The sequence below is a fragment of the Leptospira levettii genome, assembly GCF_002812085.1.
GTDB classification, from domain to species: domain Bacteria; phylum Spirochaetota; class Leptospiria; order Leptospirales; family Leptospiraceae; genus Leptospira_A; species Leptospira_A levettii.
The window spans coordinates 98,418-117,594 of the sequence record NZ_NPDM01000006.1 but is presented as its reverse complement, the minus strand read 5'-3'; the positions used below and the strand labels follow the sequence as shown (position 1 = coordinate 117,594).

14 protein-coding genes are annotated in these 19,177 nt (G+C 39.1%); 12 read left to right on the top strand and 2 right to left on the bottom strand.

The genetic code is table 11. The features are described from left to right. The first annotated feature begins 21 nt into the window (after positions 1-21). The 12 genes from CH354_RS15800 (at position 22) to lpxB (ending at position 16,653) form a co-directional block, all read left to right on the top strand. A complete protein-coding gene (locus CH354_RS15800; protein ID WP_100727199.1) occupies positions 22-1,428 on the top strand; it encodes an Lcl C-terminal domain-containing protein in 1,407 nt (468 codons plus the stop codon). A gap of 15 nt (positions 1,429-1,443) precedes the next feature. Next, the gene (locus tag CH354_RS15795) at positions 1,444-2,130 is read left to right on the top strand and encodes a hypothetical protein (protein ID WP_100727200.1); all 687 of its coding nucleotides are present in this window, start codon (positions 1,444-1,446) and stop codon (positions 2,128-2,130) included. 303 nt (positions 2,131-2,433) lie between these two features. After that, positions 2,434-5,601 carry a fibronectin type III domain-containing protein gene (locus CH354_RS15790; RefSeq protein ID WP_100727201.1) on the top strand — a complete coding sequence of 1,056 codons (3,168 nt, stop codon included), beginning with the start codon at positions 2,434-2,436 and terminating at the stop codon, positions 5,599-5,601. A 181-nt stretch (positions 5,602-5,782) separates the two neighbouring features. Then, on the top strand, positions 5,783-7,045 hold the full coding sequence (locus CH354_RS15785; RefSeq protein ID WP_100727202.1) for an NHL repeat-containing protein: 1,263 nt from the start codon (positions 5,783-5,785) through the stop codon (positions 7,043-7,045). Positions 7,046-7,132: 87 nt separating this feature from the next. Further along, positions 7,133-9,040, top strand: a complete 1,908-nt coding sequence (locus tag CH354_RS15780; RefSeq protein ID WP_100727203.1) for a sensor histidine kinase — start codon at positions 7,133-7,135, stop codon at positions 9,038-9,040. Positions 9,041-9,203: 163 nt separating this feature from the next. Continuing rightward, a complete protein-coding gene (sucC, locus tag CH354_RS15775; RefSeq protein ID WP_100727204.1) occupies positions 9,204-10,373 on the top strand; it encodes an ADP-forming succinate--CoA ligase subunit beta in 1,170 nt (389 codons plus the stop codon). A 12-nt stretch (positions 10,374-10,385) separates the two neighbouring features. Then, positions 10,386-11,276 carry a succinate--CoA ligase subunit alpha gene (gene sucD, locus CH354_RS15770; protein ID WP_100727205.1) on the top strand — a complete coding sequence of 297 codons (891 nt, stop codon included), beginning with the start codon at positions 10,386-10,388 and terminating at the stop codon, positions 11,274-11,276. Positions 11,277-11,333: 57 nt separating this feature from the next. Then, a complete protein-coding gene (locus CH354_RS15765) occupies positions 11,334-12,875 on the top strand; it encodes a TolC family protein (RefSeq protein WP_100727206.1) in 1,542 nt (513 codons plus the stop codon). Between the two features lie 21 nt (positions 12,876-12,896). Further along, a complete protein-coding gene (locus CH354_RS15760) occupies positions 12,897-14,351 on the top strand; it encodes an SH3 domain-containing protein (protein ID WP_100766538.1) in 1,455 nt (484 codons plus the stop codon). 10 nt (positions 14,352-14,361) lie between these two features. Next, entirely contained in the window at positions 14,362-14,592 is a 231-nt protein-coding gene (locus CH354_RS15755; protein ID WP_100727208.1) for an FmdB family zinc ribbon protein, read from the top strand. Between the two features lie 11 nt (positions 14,593-14,603). Beyond that, positions 14,604-15,470, top strand: coding sequence for an LpxI family protein (locus tag CH354_RS15750; RefSeq protein ID WP_100727209.1), 867 nt, complete (start codon positions 14,604-14,606; stop codon positions 15,468-15,470). Next, positions 15,439-16,653 carry a lipid-A-disaccharide synthase gene (lpxB, locus tag CH354_RS15745; RefSeq protein WP_100766537.1) on the top strand — a complete coding sequence of 405 codons (1,215 nt, stop codon included), beginning with the start codon at positions 15,439-15,441 and terminating at the stop codon, positions 16,651-16,653. The genes CH354_RS15750 and lpxB overlap by 32 nt, the downstream gene beginning before the upstream one ends. Here the strand turns inward: lpxB and CH354_RS15740 are convergent. Both CH354_RS15740 and CH354_RS15735 read right to left on the bottom strand, forming a co-directional pair. Beyond that, positions 16,636-16,998 carry a hypothetical protein gene (locus CH354_RS15740; RefSeq protein WP_165780350.1) on the bottom strand — a complete coding sequence of 121 codons (363 nt, stop codon included), beginning with the start codon at positions 16,996-16,998 and terminating at the stop codon, positions 16,636-16,638. The genes lpxB and CH354_RS15740 overlap by 18 nt on opposite strands. Further along, positions 16,983-19,172, bottom strand: a complete 2,190-nt coding sequence (locus CH354_RS15735) for an LIC_12586 family protein (RefSeq protein WP_100727211.1) — start codon at positions 19,170-19,172, stop codon at positions 16,983-16,985. Before CH354_RS15735 ends, CH354_RS15740 begins: the two co-directional genes overlap by 16 nt. Positions 19,173-19,177 lie beyond the last annotated feature (5 nt).

Genomic DNA, 19,177 nt, shown 5'->3' with positions numbered 1-19,177 from the left:
TTACCGTTTAGCATTAATTTTATGACACAGTTCCAAATTTGGTTATTTCTACTTTGTATCTGTGTGATTACCCTCTTCTCTTGCAATCAGTCCGATTTAGAAAACTTATGTGATCCAAAATCAGATCAATACAAAGACAGTTTACTGTTGCGTTATATTAATTTTGATGAGTCACCACATTGTGGTGTGGTATTAAAAGTAAATCCACCAACCTATTTAATCTGTCCTCCTCTGATTCCCAAAAGAAATGGGACTTTTTTTTTGGAAGCATTTGAAACTGATGGGAATCGACTTAGTTTTTCAAGTAATCCTCCTCTTCCTCCTGGTGTGGTTTTTTCCTTTTTTTCAAATTCACTCGAAGGCACTTATAATGGTTGGAAGGCAAACCAAGTCCAATTCACAATCACAGCGAGTAACCCAAAAGGCAGTGCAAGTTGTGTCTACAAACCTGCATGGATGGGTAAAACCCCTCCAAAAACCAATATCACAGTATGTTATGATGGTTCTGGGAATATTGATGCAACATGTACAGTGATCCCAGGCCAAGATGGCCATCTACGAAAAGGAATTAACACAAGTTTTGTGGGACCAACTCTTGTCTCAGGCGTTGAGATCACAACCGATTTAGTAACAGGACTTGTATGGACAAGTTGTCACAGAGGGAGAACAGGTATTGGATGTATTACTCCCGGTACAGAAACATTTACATATACAGGAGCACAAACTGAATGTACAAGTTTAAATGCTGGTTCAGGATTTGCCGATCGAACAGATTGGCGTGTCCCAGAGATGGAAGAATACCTAACCACGTTTGACCACACAACAGAAAATCCTTCTACCAATTCGACCTACTTCCCACAAACTGCCAGTTTTAATTATAAATCCAATACTTCCAATGCAGCAAGTACGGGAGCATTTTATCCTACTTATATCCAATCTTCCATTGGATTTGGAAATTATACAGACATGCATTACTTACGTTGTGTTGCGACTCCGAGAAATACATTTATCAAACGCTTCATCGACCAATTGGACGGAACAATATTGGATTTAGATTCAGGTTTACTTTGGCAGAAATGTACAGCAGGCCAACCCAATGTTGCCAGTTGTAGTGGAGGAACAGATAGTGCCTTCGTATGGTCTGCGGCCATCAATTACTGCCAAAATTTATCACTTGCTGGCAAAACATGGAGACTTCCCAACGCGAATGAATTAATTTCACTCAAAGATTACCGATTTAATTTCGGAACTCCAGGTTTTAATTCCCTGTTTTTTCCAAATACGGCTTCTGCTTCTTTTTGGTCGTCAAGCCCTGTCCTTGGATCACCATCCACACAAGCATATGTCACTGATTTTGGAGGTTCTGGTGGTGGACCAACTCTAAAATCAGACGGAACCGTTCGAACTCGATGTGTTACTGATTATTAAAGGATTCGTTTACATTTGTTTTCCCAATTCAAATTTTGTTATGGTTCTTTTTTCTTTCTTCTTTCTCTCTCAACTTGTACAACCGTTGGGTTCCACCAAGAGAAAATAAGAGACTCCATAAACTTCGGAGAACCCGCGAGTTTCCGAGTTTGTGTCATCAAAGAAACAGGAATTTTGGACCAAGATGTCACCACTCTTTTTGAAAGTTGGAACGAAGAATTAAAACTCTACCAATTAAAAGCAATCCCGAGAATTCTTTTTGAAACGGAACGACCTGGTTTTTATGGAACAGACATTCTTGAATACATGATGAACATGAGAATGTCTGAGGAATGTGATCGTCTATTGTATTTAAAAGCCCGGACTTGGGGAGACATTGTTTTTGAAATTGTCACTCTCGGAATTTTTGTTGGTGTTGGTCTCAAATTAGAATTACAAGGAGCTGTAGAAGGAAATACAAACACTCGAGGGTATATCAAAGCCAAGTATATTTCCACCATACAGTTGTTATTCACGAGTCCAAATTCAACGTTAGTTCATGAAGGTTACCATTTACTTGGATGTGGACACCAATTGTTCATGAAAGAATGTTATGAAAGAATACGTGATGTTAAATTATTACTCACCGACCCAGACCGAGATCCCAATTTTTTTCCCGTCATAAATAGCACAGGGAAAAAGATTTTAAAAAGACCAATATAGAAATGTTCCACTAACAATCCATATTTTAGTTTCATCCATCCCCTCTCCGAGACTGTTTTGCAGAAGGAAGACTTGTCACTAACAAAGCAAAAATGAACACGATTCCTTAATTGCAATCCGAATGTCGATCCGAGTCGATCGCAGCTCATTTTGCACTAGAATCCAAAATTACGCAGTGGGAAAACCCTATACATAATGTTTGTTATACCTTTTTTTAACAGACTCTTCTGAAAAAGTTCGACAAAGTTTACTTCGTCATGGAAAAAGGCGTTTAACAATTCGAAAACGGGAAGTAAAATCAAAGTGAAAAAAATCATTTCGACCTTACTCATGAGCCAATTATTGGTTTCATGTATTGCTTTTTTAGATTTTTCTAAAGAAGCTGACAAAAAATTAGAATCACTTGGCCTGGTCGCTACCACGGCCTTAAATATGGGATCGACAACTGTTGGTCCATCAGGAAAGTCCATCGTATCCGAAGATGGTAAGTTTCAAGTCTTGATTCCTCCAGGAGCCATGGACGAAGAAAAAACGTTTAGCATCAAACGATACGAATTTACAAACAATAGTTTGCCGAACGGATATATTCCTACAACTGATGCCTACGAAGTCACTCCGTCCTATCGCTTCAAAAAAGACGTGGTGGTCACCCTAACGCAAAACGTAGAAAAAATTGAAGCACTCAATTTAGCAAAAACCAGAGGTCAAGGATTCATAAATTCCTCAACTTCCGATTCTGACCAATCTGGTCGAGTGAGTGGTGGTTGGGATGGTAGTCTGACAACTGCTAATGCTGATAAAATCCAATTCCAATCTCGAACTTTTTCAATCTTTGGTGGTGGAACTCCTCCTCCAGGGAATGGAGCACCAAACATCGTAGGTGCTTTTTATGATTTTAAACCAGGTGGATCTTTTTTACCATACCGAGTCAGAGCCCAAATCATTGAACCAGATGGGGACACTATGTCCGTTTATCTCATCACTGGTCCGATTGGCAAAGGTACTGTTGCGATCCAAATGACACCGGAACCTGGCAATTGGTATTCGGCTCTCATTCCTTATGAAGCAATGGTACAAGCAGGAATTCAAATTCAAGTATTGGCAGTTGATAGTTATGGAAACAATACAACACGACCTAGTTCCGATATGTTTCTGTATCCGGCAAGTTCAGGAAACCCTGCATTCGTAAATAATTATGATACCGATAAAGATAACGATGGTTATTTGGATGCTTGGGAAGTTGACAATGGATTCAATCCAAATAATCCTTCTTCGCCAAATGCAGCTTCGTTTCCAGACTCTGATGGGGATGGAATTCCAAACGTTGCCGACCAAACTCCCAATGGTGAATACAACCCACAAATTGACTCTTTGGCTGTCATCCCCCTCCAAGCAAGGATGTATTTAGATGAAAAAATTACATTTTCGATTCTAGCGAAGTACCAAGGTTCACCTCGTTACGTACAATCTAATTTTGTTACAACTGGAAATGCTCTTAGTGGATCTCCCGTTGGTGAATTTTCTGATTCTGTGTTCCAAGCAATTGCTCCAGGAATCGCCGGTGTACAAGTGACAGTTGGTTCTTTCCAAGCAACTTCCACAGTAACAGTCATTGACACCCTACCACCTAGCAATATCACAACGCTTACCGCAACTGCCATGTCCACCACTCGAGTTCGTTTACGATGGATCGCTCCAGGTAACGATGGACCTTATGGTAAAGTCAGTGCTTATGAAATTCGTAGAGCAACTTCCAATATTGATACAGATGCAAAATGTTCACAAGCAAGTACGATCTTTCACACATTGACTCCGAAAAACGCTGGTTCTGTGGAAATTTGGGATGCAAATGGACATTCTCCTAGTACAACCTACTTCTATTGCATTAGAGCCTATGATCATAACGGAAATAGAAATGAATGGGCTTCTTCGAATGTTTCTGCAACAACCTATGCTGTTAGTGATACGATTCGACCAGCAGACATCACAACACTTACTGCCACAGCCTTAACAGATGAAACCATCCAATTGGCTTGGACCGCTGTCGGTGATGATGGAAACACGGGCAATGCGTCTTCTTACGAAATTCGAAGGTCAGCAAGTGTGATCAATACAGATGTTGATTGTGACAATGGGCATGAGGTAACTAACGCAATCAGTTCAGTCGCAGTAGGTTCTGGAATCAATTTCTCTGTAACTCAACTCAGCGCAAATACTCGTTACTATTTTTGTGTAAGAGCCTTTGACGAAGTGGGAAACAAAAGTCGATGGAATGGTGTTGTTTCTGCAACTACAATGCTAGGAAATTTACCACCGATTGTAAATGCAGGTCCTGATCAATTGAATGCGATGGCAACTGCCACCGTATACCTAAACGGTTCCCAATCGTATGACCCAGATTCTGGAGTTTGTTCTGCAAACCCTGCAAGTTATGTTTATAAATGGTCAATCGTTGCAAAACCACCTACTTCTAATTTAACGAATGCACAAATTACCAATGGCAACCAATTAAATGCTTCTTTCATTCCGGATGTAGCAGGAAATTACGTTTTGGAATTGAGTTTTGTCGATTCTAATTCCACTTGTTACGGTGGTCCAAGAACGGGAAATGACTTTCTACAAATTTTAGCTAATGAAGCGGATCTCATTTCTCCGGCCAAAGTTACTTCCTTCATCGGAACAGGAATTTCACAGGACCAAATCCAACTTTCTTGGTTGAATGTTGGGGATGATGGTTTGATCGGGAACATTCACCATTATGAAATTGGAGTTTCGATCAATCCAATCACCAATGAATCAGAATGCCAAAATGCACCTTGGAAGTATTCACCAAATATCAATAACTTGGTACCTAACGCTCAAGTCGCCTCCGTGATCGGAAGTCTATTTCAAAATACAACTTACCATGTTTGTATAGCGGGATACGACGAAGTTGGCAACCGTGGACCGGCTAACATAGGACTCACCGTAACAACTTTGGCTGGAACCTCAGGTTGGGGAGCTTGGACAGAATGGACAGGATGTAGCGCAAAATGTGGTCTTGGCACAAGAACTCGTAATCGCACTTGCTTAGATCCAGTCGCAGGGTGCGGGGGAAGCGCTGTAGAAACCATATCTTGCCAATTAAAAACTTGTGACGTGAACATATTTGTAGCGGACTATGCGGCAAACCAACTCGTGTCAACGGTTAAATGTCCTACTGGCTATGTCCGTGGAAGCAATACAGCTATTTATCACAACCCAGGAGTCTATGGATTCGAATTCTGGGATAATTTTGGAGGTATTTGTGGTTGGTATAGAGGATACACTGAATCTACTAACCCTGCAACTGTTCAATTTACGACAATTGACAATGGAATCAGAGCAGATTTTTCTCTTGAAAACCCACCAAGAACTGGTGATCCGACTTGTACGCAATGGCATCTTGTCACTAGTCGTGTCGTAGGAATTTATTGTTCGGAAGTTCCGTAAGGATATTTCGTTTTACTCTCCAAGGTTTTCCCAAAGGAAACCTTGGAGACTCTTTCCATCCTCTATTTAACAATGTAAAGTCGAAAATCTTAAGGATTAATCCGCATTCTATCGGTTGGATTTTTCTAAACTTGGTTGCGATTCGAATGCAGTTACCTGTAACGTCCAATTTAGAACCTTTATGCTCCGAAATATTGTTTTGTTCCTTTTTGTCATTTTTTTATCCCATTGTTCAAATGGAAATATCTCTAACAATTGTGATGTGAACTCGGATTCATTTTTAAATTCCTTACTCTTACGTTTTGCCGTGAATGACAGAAGTTACCTTTGTGGTTACAAAGTTCGGATTCCCGCATGTTCGTTAGGTTACGAAGAAACCCACTTGCCTGAAAACTGGGTCCAAGTGAAACAAGAAGTAGAAAGTCAGTTTGCTCTTGGTTCGAGTGGCCCAGAAACTTTAACGAATTACAATGGAAATACAGTCGCCTCCGCAGTGGGTACGGCATCAACCGCCTTCCAAGGTGCTCTCAGTGCTCCCAATGGTAATGTTTACCTTTTACCTTATAACTCACCGAAAATTGTCGCCATTGACCCCAAAACAAAAAATTATGATTTAGCTGTTTCGGTTCCAGGAGCTGTGGATTTTATTGGTGGAACCTTAGGACCAAATGGTATCATTTACCTTTCCCCTCATACCAATAATTCATTTTTCAAATTTGATACAACTAACAAAACTTTGACGAGTATCACAAGTATTTCTATGGGTGGAGCTGCTTATAATGGTGGAGTCTTTGCTCCCAATGGAAAAATTTATTACGTTCCCAGTGGGGAATCAACGATCCGGTATTATGACACGATAAAAGGAACCATTGGTTCAGTGACAACACCAGTGAGTGGAGGAATTTTCGCCAATGGTGTGTTAACTCCTGAAGGAAAAATATACTTTATACCTCATACAGCAACCAATATCCATATCCTCGACACATTTACAGAAACAGTCACTACAATCCCATTTTCGTTTGGTGGTGCCAGTAATTATATTTCAGGAATTTACACACCTAACGGCCGTATCTATATTATTCCTTATAATGCTGCAACAGTATATTATGTGGACACAAAAGATAATGACAATGTTGTGAATGCGGGAACCATTCCAAGTGCCTCCACTGCTATGTTTAATGGAGTTGTACTGGCACCTAACGGAAAACTCTATCCGATTCCCTTAAATTATGCAAATTTTATCTCCATCGATTCCAATAACTCCCAAATCAAAGTGTTAATGCCAAATCCAAGTTCAAATTCCTACCGTGGTGGTGCCATTGGTCAGAATGGTGAAATTTACCTCTCCCCGCATAATGCAAACCGTTTTGATTTACTCGATACAAAATCAATTGGAAGTTTTTGTGATTCCGTCAGGCTTTCGCCTTATTGGAATAAATTTTAGTCGAAAAAATCACAGTTCTTCACCAATTATTTCGTCCCATGGTTCTTGAGATGGTAACGATTCGTAAGGAATGGTACCTGATTCCTTATGAACGAAACAGTCCATCATTCAGAGTTCTTCTATTCTTTTGCTAACCAATTGCCTTATTCTGTTTTTTTATTTGAATCAAAAACCCAAACGTTTGCAAAAGAAAATTCTTTGTTATTTTCGAACACCAAAGCAAAGGAAATCCAAAGGACAGCTAATCTTGGGGGATTCGATTTAAACATTGGATCACTATTTCCATTTTTATTTGAAACAGAATTATTCCAAGAAATCCAATCCGTTTGGAAAGAACACAAACAATGGGAAGAAGTGATAGCAAAAAATACGTTTCACTTTTATGGAATCCAAAACCCAACTTACTCACTCAAACTCAATCGATTGGATTCGATCCATTATACAATATCTATGGAAGAGTTAACTGATGCCATCCTGGCAGAAAAAATACTAAGGCAAAAAGAAACAAAACTAGATCGTTTACTCAAAACAATGATCAATGGTGTTGTTGTTGTGAATCGGGAAGGACAAATCCTTTATGCAAACGAAAGTGCTTCCGAAATTTTGGATTTGGAATTAGAAAAAATTGAGAACCGATACTTTAGTGCAAAGGAATGGAAACAAATCAATGAAGATGGTAGCCCATTCCCGATAGACCAACTTCCGTTAGCAATCGCCCTTGGAAAACAAATTACAGTCTACAATTGTGAACATGGAATCATCTCAGAAGATGGTCACTTAAAATGGTTAAATGTAAATGCAACTCCGCTTTTTGATGAATTTGGTAATTTAGAAGGAGCAACTGCTAGTTTTCTAGATATCAGCGAATTAAAAAATACACAAAATACAATCGAACAACAAAATCGTAAACTAACCTCTGTCTTAAATGCAATTGAAAGATCTGCCATTGTCAGTGTCACAAATCCCGAAGGGACCATCATTCGAGCTAATTCAAAGTTTATTAAACTTTCTGGGTATGAGGAATTCGAAATCATTGGATCAGACCATAAAATCTTAAGTTCGGATTATCATAAAAAAGAATTTTGGCAAGGGCTATGGAAGCAGATCAAAAATGGAAACACCTGGGAAGGGGTCATTAAAAACAAATCCAAAGATGGCAATTATTTTTGGCTACAAACCTTTATCCACCCATTGTACAATTCCCAAGACGAAATTGAAGCATACTTATCCATACGATTTGATATCACCGAAGAAATTGAAGCACTTGAGAACACCAATCGAATGTTACATTTCACAGGCATCCAAAACAATCGATTACAGAACTTTGCCTACATCATTTCTCACAACATAAGACAACATTCATCCAATTTCACTTCTCTCATTCAATTATTGGAAGAATCAAAATCAGAGGAAGATAAAAAGAATCTAATCGAAATGTTACATGCTTCCTCCATCCAATTGGAAGAAACTATTTCCCATCTAAACGATATCATCTCTATCAACCAAACGTTGAATAAACCTATGGAAATTTGTTCCCTAAAAAAAGAAGTGGATAAAACTTTATCAATCCTGAGTGGTTCCATTGAGTTACGAAAGATCCAAGTAGATGTGCAAATTCCAGAAGGCCTTTCCATAAGGACCATCCCTGCTTATTTAGAAAGCATCTTACTCAATCTTTTGTCGAATGCCGTAAAATATGTTCGTTTGAAACAAGGTGCATGGATCAAAATAGGAATCGAAGAAAAAAATGAACAAATCACCATTTTGGTCGAAGACAATGGTCTTGGCATCAATTTGGAGAAACATGGAAACAAAATCTTTGGGATGTTCAAAACATTCCACCGCAATGAAGATGCGAGGGGAATTGGTCTTTTTATTACCAAATCTCAAGTTGAAGTTCTCGGTGGTGAGATCACTGTGGAAAGTGAAGAACAAAAAGGTTCACGATTTTTTGTAAGACTGCCCAAAAACCCTGAAGAAACACTTAGGGTGTAAAAAAGGAAATCGGAATCATCCATAGCTTTCACCTCTCACTTCCCACTCTTCTCTTTGTTCACTTCCTTTCAATCCGTCTTGACAATCTCACCCAACCCTTGAGGCTTACCCTAGTGATCCGTTGGCGAAAGCTTTCGGACGAACCAATGACATAAGGAAATCCATGAAAGTCCACGAATACCAGGCCAAAGAAATCCTACGTAGACACAATGCCAACGTTCCATTCGGAAAGGTCATCGACACAGTCGGTGATTTCGAAAAGGCATACAGCGAAGTTGTCCAAAAATCACCAGTAGTGGTGGTAAAAGCCCAAATCCACGCAGGTGGACGCGGAAAAGGTGGCGGAGTGAAAGTCGCAAAGACAAAAGACGATGCCAAAGCAGCAGCCGAGAAAATTCTCGGAATGCAACTCATCACTCCACAAACGGGTCCAGAAGGGAAAAAAGTCCTCAAAGTATACTTAGAACAAGGACTTGAAATCGCAAAAGAATATTACCTTTCCATCCTTCTCGACAGAGCAATTCGCAAAACCATTATCATGGCTTCCACTGAAGGTGGTATGGAAATTGAAGAAGTTGCTGAAACTCACCCTGAAAAAATCATCAAAATCCAAATTGATCCAGGGATTGGAATCCAAGGTTCCCAAGTAAGAGAACTTGCGTTTGCACTTGGAATCCCTGCGGAAGCTCAAAAATCATTCACTGCCTTAGTGAATTCTGTCTACAATGCTTACATCAAAGAAGATGCAGCACTTTTGGAAATCAACCCTCTCATCCTTACCAAACAAAACGAAATCATTGCAGGTGACTGTAAGATGGACTTGGATGAAAACGCTCTCTACCGTCACCCAGACAACGAAGCACTCCGTGACATTTCGGAAGAAGACCCTTACGAAGTAAAAGCAAAAGAATATAACCTCAACTATGTGAAGTTAGATGGAAATATTGGTTGTATGGTAAATGGTGCCGGTCTTGCGATGGCAACTATGGACATCGTAAAACTTGCTGGTGCAGAACCTGCTAACTTCCTTGATGTGGGAGGTGGAGCAAACCCTACCACTGTGGAAAACGGATTTAGACTTATCCTTTCCGATCCAAATGTGAAAGGAATTTTTGTGAACGTATTTGGTGGAATCGTACGATGTGACCGTGTTGCGGTTGGTATCATCGAAGCTACTAAAAAAGTAAACGTATCGGTACCGGTTGTGGTTCGGTTGAAAGGAACCAACGCAGAAGAAGGAAAAAAAATCCTGAACGAATCTGGTATGAACATTGTGGGAGTAGAAGGACTCCGTGACGCGGCAGACAAAATTGTCTCCCTAATCAAAAAATAGGAAACTAAAAACATGGCTGTATTAGTAGATGAAAATACAAGAGTCGTTGTACAAGGGATCACTGGAAAAGAAGGTTCCTTCCATGCAACACAAATGTTGGAATATGGTACAAAAGTAGTGGCAGGTGTTACACCAGGAAAAGGTGGACAAATTTGGACTTCTGAGTTCGGAAAAACTGCTCCAGTACGCAATACCATCAAAGACGCAATGAAGGAAGACGGAGCAAACGCTGCTGTTATTTTTGTTCCCCCTCCATTTGCTGCAGATGCTATCTTAGAAGGAATTTTTGCCGAAATCCCTCTTGTGGTTTGTATCACAGAAGGAATTCCAACTCACGACATGTTAAAAGTGTACAGTGTGTTACGAAACTCCAAAACAAAACTTGTAGGACCAAACTGCCCAGGTGTGATTAACCCTCGTTACAATGTAAAAATGGGAATTATGCCAGGTTTTATCCACACGCCAGGAAACATCGGAATCGTTTCCCGTTCTGGAACCTTAACGTATGAATCCGTTGCTTCCCTCACAGCGGCAGGCCTTGGCCAGTCCACTTGTATCGGAATCGGGGGAGACCCAGTTCCAGGGATGAACCACGTAGAAGCGGTTCGTCTCTTAAACGAAGACCCTGATACAGAAGGGATTGTCATGATTGGTGAAATTGGTGGAACTTCGGAAGAAGAAGCTGCTGCTTACATCAAAGCTCATGTCAAAAAACCAGTTGTTGGTTTCATTGCAGGTCAAACTGCTCCTCCGGGAAAACGTATGGGCCATGCCGGTGCGATCATTTCTGGGGGAATGGGAACTGCCACTTCCAAAATTGCTGCCATGCAAGATGCTGGTGTGAGTATTTGTGCTCATATTGGGGAAGTGGGAGATAAAATGAAATTGGCCCTTAAAAAATAAGGGTTTTTTTCAAAAAAAACAACTTTGCAGGGGAAATGAGGAGTCTGAATTAAGAGTATGGAACAACGTTCATGGGTTTCTAGTGCATTGGTTCTCTTCATTTCCTTCGGCCTTCTTGCCGCCGAATCGGATGATAAAGGGTTTACCTTAAGTTTAAAAGATGCGGTTCGGTATGCAATTGAAAACAACCGCGAAGTGTTACAAGCACGTTTGGAATTAGCAAAAGCTGATACCAATTTGATGAAATTTGAAGCCAAGTATTCTTGGCGTGCGATTTCCAAAGCGGAAATCGACCAAAAGAAGTTCCCTTTTAACCAAAACAATATCTTTACGGGAACCAAAACACAAACCAACACCTATAGTGCTGGGATTGAAAAACTGTTCACAACAGGAACTTACTTCAAACTGGAAGCAAGATCACAACGTTTTGACTCAAACGCGTTTGAAAATCCAAACCAAACTCCTGCTGGATTTACAGCACTCGGCCTCCCTCCTCTTTATACGGATTCCTTATCTGTCACCATTGCCCAAGACTTACTCAAAAATGCTTTTGGTGCAAATGAAAGGAATATGGAAAAAATTCTAGAAAATCAAACAGAGATTATGCGGGAGCAAATGGAAGACCAAGTTGCTTCCAAAGTGGTATCCACACTTGTCGATTATTGGAATTACTCCGTCAAAGAATCGGGATACCAAACATTCGAACAATTGTTAAAGAATACAAAAAATGTAAGAGATCTCACAATTCGTAAACAAGGGCTTGGACTTTCGGAAAGTTTCGAAGTAAACCAATGGAATGCCCTACTTTCCCAAGTGGAAGGCCAAATGGCACAAGCAAGTGCCGAAAAAGAAGAAGCCAGACGAAAGCTGATTCGTTCTTTGAACCTCCCTGAGGACACTGTTTTCCAAAAAACAACTCCGCTTTCAGAAACCTTACCGGACAAATTGGACTACCAATCTGATATCGACTACGCATACAAACACAGAGCGGATTTCCGCGCCATCCAAAGGAAAAAAGAAAACGCAGAACTTGCCATGAAGATGGCAAAAAACGAAGCCTTACCTTCCCTAAAGGCAGCGGGAACCTATGGATACCAAGCTCAAAATACCATTAGCCCTCAGAATAATTACTCAGACAACCGACATGGTGTTTTTTCCTACCAATACCCAGTGATGCAAGGGTCTCTTGACCTAAGTTATCCAATCATGGACAAAGGGGTCAAAGTGGGAATCCGTGATGCGGAAATCCAAAAAAGACAGGTTTCGTTAGAGGAAGCTGATCTAGTCAAAGCCGTTTCGGATGACGTCAAAACGAGAATTGATATCCTAAAAGCCTCATTTCGTGTGATGGAAAATGCAAAACGTACGGAAGAGGAATCTAAAAAATACTATAATGGTGTTTTACGTTCCTTCCAACAAGGAAGGTTCAATGCACTTGCGGTAAAAAATGCACTGGACACATTGGTACAAGACCAGTTATCACTCGTAAGAGCGAAAGTTGACTATAACATCAATTTACACAGATACTATGTGGCAAAAAATGCATTATTTGAAGAATACGGAGTGGACCGAGCCAAACTCCTCCCTGAAAATCTTTAAGAGAAAAACGGGAGGTAACATTTGATTCGCTCCCGTGTTTTCTTTGTTATTGGTTTACTTTTTTTACTCGTTATCCTTTTTACTTATACCTTTGTTGATTTCCGAGAAAGAGATGATAAAGCGTACGATTTGTACCAATCTGGTTCTTATCTAAAGGTTCTAAAACTATATAAGGAATCCGAAATTCCGACAAGTGAGTTAGAATTAACAATTTTATCCCAATCATTATCCCAATTGGAAAAACAAATCAATGGGAAAGACAACCAAAAAGAACTCTTACAGTTTTTCCAAAAAAGAAATGATACAAAACTCTTTGAATGGGACACCACAAGAGGGACGTATTACCATATTGAGGATCCATACTTTTCGCATCTGAAAAAACATGGAACTGGTTACAAAAGGGCTCTCATCACAAAAATCAATTCCATTATCAAACCCATTCCCAAGTCAGAAGTCACACATTTTTTACTCTTATTGATTTTAGAAGATCCAAGAGGAATGGAAGAAAGTTTTAGTGATGCTTTATCACATTTACTTACCTTTCCTTTTGAACCCATTGGAGAAATCGAAACAGGATTTCTGTTACAAACCTTACATTTTTTATCACAAATTTCAGGAACCAATCTTTACCACCAAACAGCGACAATACGAGGTAAAAATGTAAACCTTCGTAGTGGACCTGGAAGGGAAAATAGTGAAGTGGGAAAAGTAAGTGAACCTGAACCCACAATTTGTTTGGAAGAGGATGGGGCAGAAGAAACCATCGGCGGAAATGAAGGGCATTGGAAACGGTGTTATTTTCCAAACACACAAAAAACAGCATGGGTTTTTTCAGGGTTTTTAAAGGAAACCTTAGCGGATGAAACTCTCACTAGAGAATTCGAAAAACGTTTCAAAGCCGTAGACAATGAGATTCGGATTGATTTTGAAGGATGGGACGGGAAAAAAATCCCACAAACATTTTTCGGAAATTACATTCCTAGGGAATCCATCCGAGTGTATGGAGAAACAGGATTCCCCATTTATGGATCGGACACAAAAAACCCAAGTGCAGAGCGGATCTGCAAAAAACTTTCCGGGAACAAAAACTATTTTGAATTTTCATTTATGCCTACCGATTCAGAGACTCCCATTCCCTTTATCGAAATTCACGTCCAATACAACCACTTGGAACATTTAGCATACTCAATCTCTCTCGACCAAACTTCCATTTGGGTCAATAAAAACCGTTATGTCCTCGACGGTGCCAAAAGGAGAGAAAATCTGTCCTTACATATAGAAAACAGGCAAGGTGACAAATGGAACGCAAGCCTCTGGAGGAGGAATACAGGCCTCATCCAATCCATTCGATCTTATCCTCTCTCGGAAGCAATGCTCGAAGCTGGCAAGTATTCTTGGGAGATTTGCCTACCGCTTGCGACCAAACCAAACAGAGACCATGTCTTATTATTTGAAGTGAGAACAGGAATCCATTAGAGGAGAAACTATGGCAACTTACGACTACCACTGTAACACATGCGGAAAAGACTTTGAACACGTACAATCCATGAAGGAAGATGCTTTGACGGAATGCCTTTGTGGACAAAAAGGATCTGTGGAAAGAAGAATCTCGGCAAGTGCGGGGATCATTTTCAAAGGATCAGGATTTTACGTCACCGACTACAAAAAAGAAAGTACTCCTTCCACACCTTCTAGTAGCGATTCTGGTAACGCATAAAAGGACCAGCTTTGGCTTCAAAAGGTAGATTGGCAATCATCGCTGGTGGCGGAGAGCTCCCCCATATTGGAATGATGGAAGCTCTCGCTAGCGGCGAGGATCCATTGTTTTTGGGACTCATTGAATCTGATTTTTCCCCGCGTGGACACGAGTCTAGGACAATACCTGTCCACATCACACAAGTGGGGAAAATCTTAAAAACCATCCAAAAAGAAAAAATCTCTAGGATCCTCATGCTTGGTAAAGTGAGGAAGGATTTACTTTTCCAAAAACTCAAATTTGATCTGAAGGCACTCTCTATCCTTGCCAAAACCATCAACCGAAATGATTACCCCATTTTCCTTGCGATCGCCGATGAGTTTGAAGCGATGGGAGTCAAAGTTATATCGCAAAAAATCTACTTACAGTCCCTCCTCCTTAAAGAAGGACGTTACACTCCCAAAAAATTTAGCACCCAAGAACTAAAGGACATTGAATTTGGAATGTTCTACGCAGAAAAAATGGCTGATTTAGATATCGGACAAATGGTTGTTGTGAGTGATGAATCTGTTATCGCTGTGGAAGCAGTGGAAGGAACTGATGAAACCATTCGCCGTGGTGGTTTTTACACCAAAAAAAAAGGTGATGCAGTTATTTGCAAAAGTCCAAAAGCAAAACAAGACGAACGTTTTGATTTACCTACCATCGGAATTCACACCTTCCAAGTGATGTTAGAAAGTGGATGTAAAACATTGTGCATCAGAGAAGGTGAAACTCTTGTTGTCAATCCGAAAGAAACAATCGAATTTGCCACAAAACACAAATTAAACTTTTGTGTCCTCGGTAAAAATGGAAGTAAGGTTCTCAATGGTAGCCAAAAAAAAGTCACATCGATCTAATTCTAAAAAAAACATTTTAGTCATCGCAGGAGAACATTCTGGTGACCTGATTGGTGCTGATCTTTTACAAGAATTAAAACTCATCGAACCTGATTATCATTTTTATGGGATTGGTGGAGAAGGAATGATCCAAAATGGCCTTGAGTCATTGGAAGAAATGGAAAATTTAAGTGTGATAGGATTTTCAGAAGCGATTAAAAAATACAGTTATCTAAAAAAAGTATTTTATCGTTTGTTGGACGAAACCACACACAGACCAACTCAGCTTGCAATCTTAATCGATTATCCAGGTTTTAACTTACGATTGGCGAAAGAATTAAAATTACGTGGGATTCCAACCGTATTTTATGTATCTCCACAAATTTGGGCATGGAAATTCAAACGAATCTTTTTTATCAAAGAACATATCGCATTAATGCTGACACTTTTTCGATTTGAAGAAGAAATTTACAATGAATATGGTGTGAATGCAAAATTTGTGGGCCACCCCATTACGAAAAGGATTCCAGAAAAATTAAAAAAAGAACCAGTGATTCCGGAAAAACTTCCAGACCCTCATCATGGTTATACGGTAGGTTTATTACCTGGATCCAGAAAAGGAGAAATCCATCGACTCATTGATCCGATTCTTGGAACTGCAGTGTTACTCCACGAACAATGTAAGTTAGAAAAAAAGAAAATTGTTTTCCTTCTACCGAATATCAACCAAAAGGAAGAAGCATTTTTATTAGAAAAAATCAATGTTGTTAAAACAACACACCCCGATATCCAAATCCATTATCTTTGGAATTCCTCTCTTCGTGTGATGGAAGCAAGTGACCTACTCCTCATTGCTTCTGGTACAGCAACTCTGGAAGGATTATATTTTGAAACTCCTATGGTGATTTTGTACAAGGTAAGTTTATTCACCTATTTTCTTGGATCTCTTCTTATGAAATCCAAGTTCATTGGTCTTGCCAATATTCTGAGTGGAGAAGAAGTTTGTCGCGAAATCACTCAAAATGAATGTAAACCTGAATACATTGTTTCTGAAGCTTGGAAAATCCTTTCCAATACAAAACTCAGGAATAAAATCAAAGGTATTTTACGAGAGGCAAAAGAAAGAGAACTGGGAACAAATAATGCTTCTAAAAAAGCTGCAAAAGAAATCCAAAATCTTTTAAAATCAATTCCTTCTGATTAATCGAACAACTCGATTTTCCCAAGTTCCAATCCAGGATTTTGGTTTGATATCAGAATACAAAAAATATCCTTTTACAGACTCTTCGTCAAAAGCACGGATTCGAATCCCAACCGAATCCAAATCAAGTTCCAAACCTTCATTCCCATCGAAAAGGACTTTTTTCTCTTCGGGATCAATTTGGATTTGGTGGATTTTGTTTTCCCATTCCAAGGTCCACTCACCTTTAAAATTGGGTAAACTGCTAAGGCTTGGTATGGTATCAGCTGGGTTCGATTTTTCCGAACATTGAATGAACTGAAAGATCAAAAGAGAAACGAATACTAAAAATCTCATTTGAAAACGCATTTGTTATCCTCCTCTGAAATCGAAAAATTCCCTCTCGTTTCTCCCAATAAACCATACACAGTCATCTGGTAATTACCGTTTTTATTATTGCCATAACCTTTTAAATCAATGGATCCATTTCCACTTGTTACGACTACATCCGATAAATAATCCAAATCGGAATATCGATTGAGGGTAAATTCCATATCAAATGGTGATTGTAATGGTTTTAAATCCACATTTCCCTTTACAATCAAGTCTCCATCTTTTAAATTAATTCCGAATAATTTTAAGAAATAAGATGTTCTAGCATCTTTATGCAACATATAATAATCACTCCCAATGCTATTGAAACTAAAATCCATACTGACATTGGTAGGTTTTAATTCAATCCCACACATCACCATCCAAGGTTCCGACCATGGGTATTCTTTTAATAGCAGGTTCAAACTAAAGTTAGGTGTTTTACTCGCAAAATAAGATACCATAGAAACTTTTGAATCTATATTTCCCAATCCCAAATTGAAATTAAAGCGACCATCTTTGACAGTAAAATTACCTTTTGATTCTCCAAGAGATTTTGCCCCTTGGTAAGGATAAAAATTTGTAATGTAGATTCCTAAATCAAAATTCATCGATTCTAAAAAGTATTTATAGAGTTTTGTTTGGTAAAAATACTCTTCAGGAATTAGTTTCTCCTGCCTTTCTCGAATTTCTTCTAAGGTTTCTTTTTTCCAATCCTCATATAATGGTTTCCAATCGTTAGCTGTCAGTTCCGTCGTCTGAAAACTAAGTTTGGATTTTGAAGTCATTGGGTAATAATAAGATCCATCTAATTTTTTGGACCGACTCCACTCGGAATATCCAGAACCCATTAAATGAGAAGGTTTTCCAAAAATTTCAGCATCTAAGTTCAAATCCCATTCTTGGTTTGGTTTTAGTTTTAAACTTAGTTTTGCATTTTCAATTTGGACAAGTGAAGAATCAAGTTTGATCTCACTTCCATTGAGTTCCCCTGAAAGAGTAAACCATTTGTTTTTTTCTCCAGTTTCCTTTAATTCAATATTTCCATGCATTTCACCAAACAATGGAAAACGAATAAATCCAGAGATGTCAGTAACATGTTCAAATATATCTTCTAATGCCCCAATTTGAAATTCAATTTTGCGAAAAAGTAACGTTTCCTTCGCCATCTGGGACAATACTTGTGATTTGATTTGGAACTCATTCCCAATAAATTCTCGTTCTTCTAAATTTTCCGTAAAATGAAACTTCTCTCGAAACCGAAAACCTTCCAAGAGATAGTTTTCAAAAAATGGTATGATAATGAATGAGTTCTCAAATTCAACCTCTCCATCCATCACAAAACCATTATTTGGATCGGAAGATATTTTACCTTCCCCTGATAAAACGGCAGATTGAACATTTGCACCAAACAAAAAATTGGTGAGTAATATCGCTTCTTCTGAGGGATAATTTTTCCAAAAAAATTCAAATTTATATTCATTCAAATTGGTCTCGGAAAACTCACCTTCTCCTTTGATTCGCGTTGTATTTGGAACCCAAAACCAACCATTTGTATATTTTAAATAAAGACGTTTGTTTTTTCGAAGTAAATCGATATCCCAACCTTCTTTCCAATCCACCAAAGTTGTATCTGATTTTTTAACTGTGAGTTTTGCATCGTGAAATCGGATGTCTTTGATACGACTTGTTTGTGCATACTCAATCAACCGATTCCTTAAACTGGTATCTTCGTTTAAAACAAGTTGTGGACTGTAAAAATCAATGCGTTCCACCGTAGGAGATTCTTTGAAATAACTTGAGAGTCGAAAGGTAACTTTTTTTACCTTCAACATATGATCATTAAACGAAAAGTCTTCTTCGTTTGAGACAACCAAATCTTCAATGATGAGTCCTTCTCTTAACGAAAAATCGAGAACTCCAATATCAACGGCTTTGCCTAATTCTTGGTTGATGGTTGCGGCAACAACTTTACGAAGTTTGACGAGTGGGATCCGATAGTTACGGAGATAAAATTCTAAACCATAGTAAGATAGGACAAAGAGAAAAAAAACGAAAGCAAGAGCTATAAATGAAAATAGAACCCGTTTGTTTTCACGGATTCTATTGAGTACGAATTCTAAGTTTTGTTTCCACTCAAGGAAACGATGTGTTGGGAAAAAACGTTCCAAAAAAT

Bases quoted from the DNA above. Each gene is read 5' to 3' on its own strand.
- CH354_RS15740 (WP_165780350.1), bottom strand. From the start codon at position 16,998: ATGCGTTTTCAAATGAGATTTTTAGTATTCGTTTCTCTTTTGATCTTT.
- sucD (WP_100727205.1), top strand. From the start codon at position 10,386: ATGGCTGTATTAGTAGATGAAAATACAAGAGTCGTTGTACAAGGGATC.
- sucC (WP_100727204.1), top strand. From the start codon at position 9,204: ATGAAAGTCCACGAATACCAGGCCAAAGAAATCCTACGTAGACACAAT.
- CH354_RS15785 (WP_100727202.1), top strand. From the start codon at position 5,783: ATGCTCCGAAATATTGTTTTGTTCCTTTTTGTCATTTTTTTATCCCAT.
- lpxB (WP_100766537.1), top strand. From the start codon at position 15,439: ATGGTAGCCAAAAAAAAGTCACATCGATCTAATTCTAAAAAAAACATT.
- CH354_RS15800 (WP_100727199.1), top strand. From the start codon at position 22: ATGACACAGTTCCAAATTTGGTTATTTCTACTTTGTATCTGTGTGATT.
- CH354_RS15780 (WP_100727203.1), top strand. From the start codon at position 7,133: ATGAACGAAACAGTCCATCATTCAGAGTTCTTCTATTCTTTTGCTAAC.
- CH354_RS15765 (WP_100727206.1), top strand. From the start codon at position 11,334: ATGGAACAACGTTCATGGGTTTCTAGTGCATTGGTTCTCTTCATTTCC.
- CH354_RS15755 (WP_100727208.1), top strand. From the start codon at position 14,362: ATGGCAACTTACGACTACCACTGTAACACATGCGGAAAAGACTTTGAA.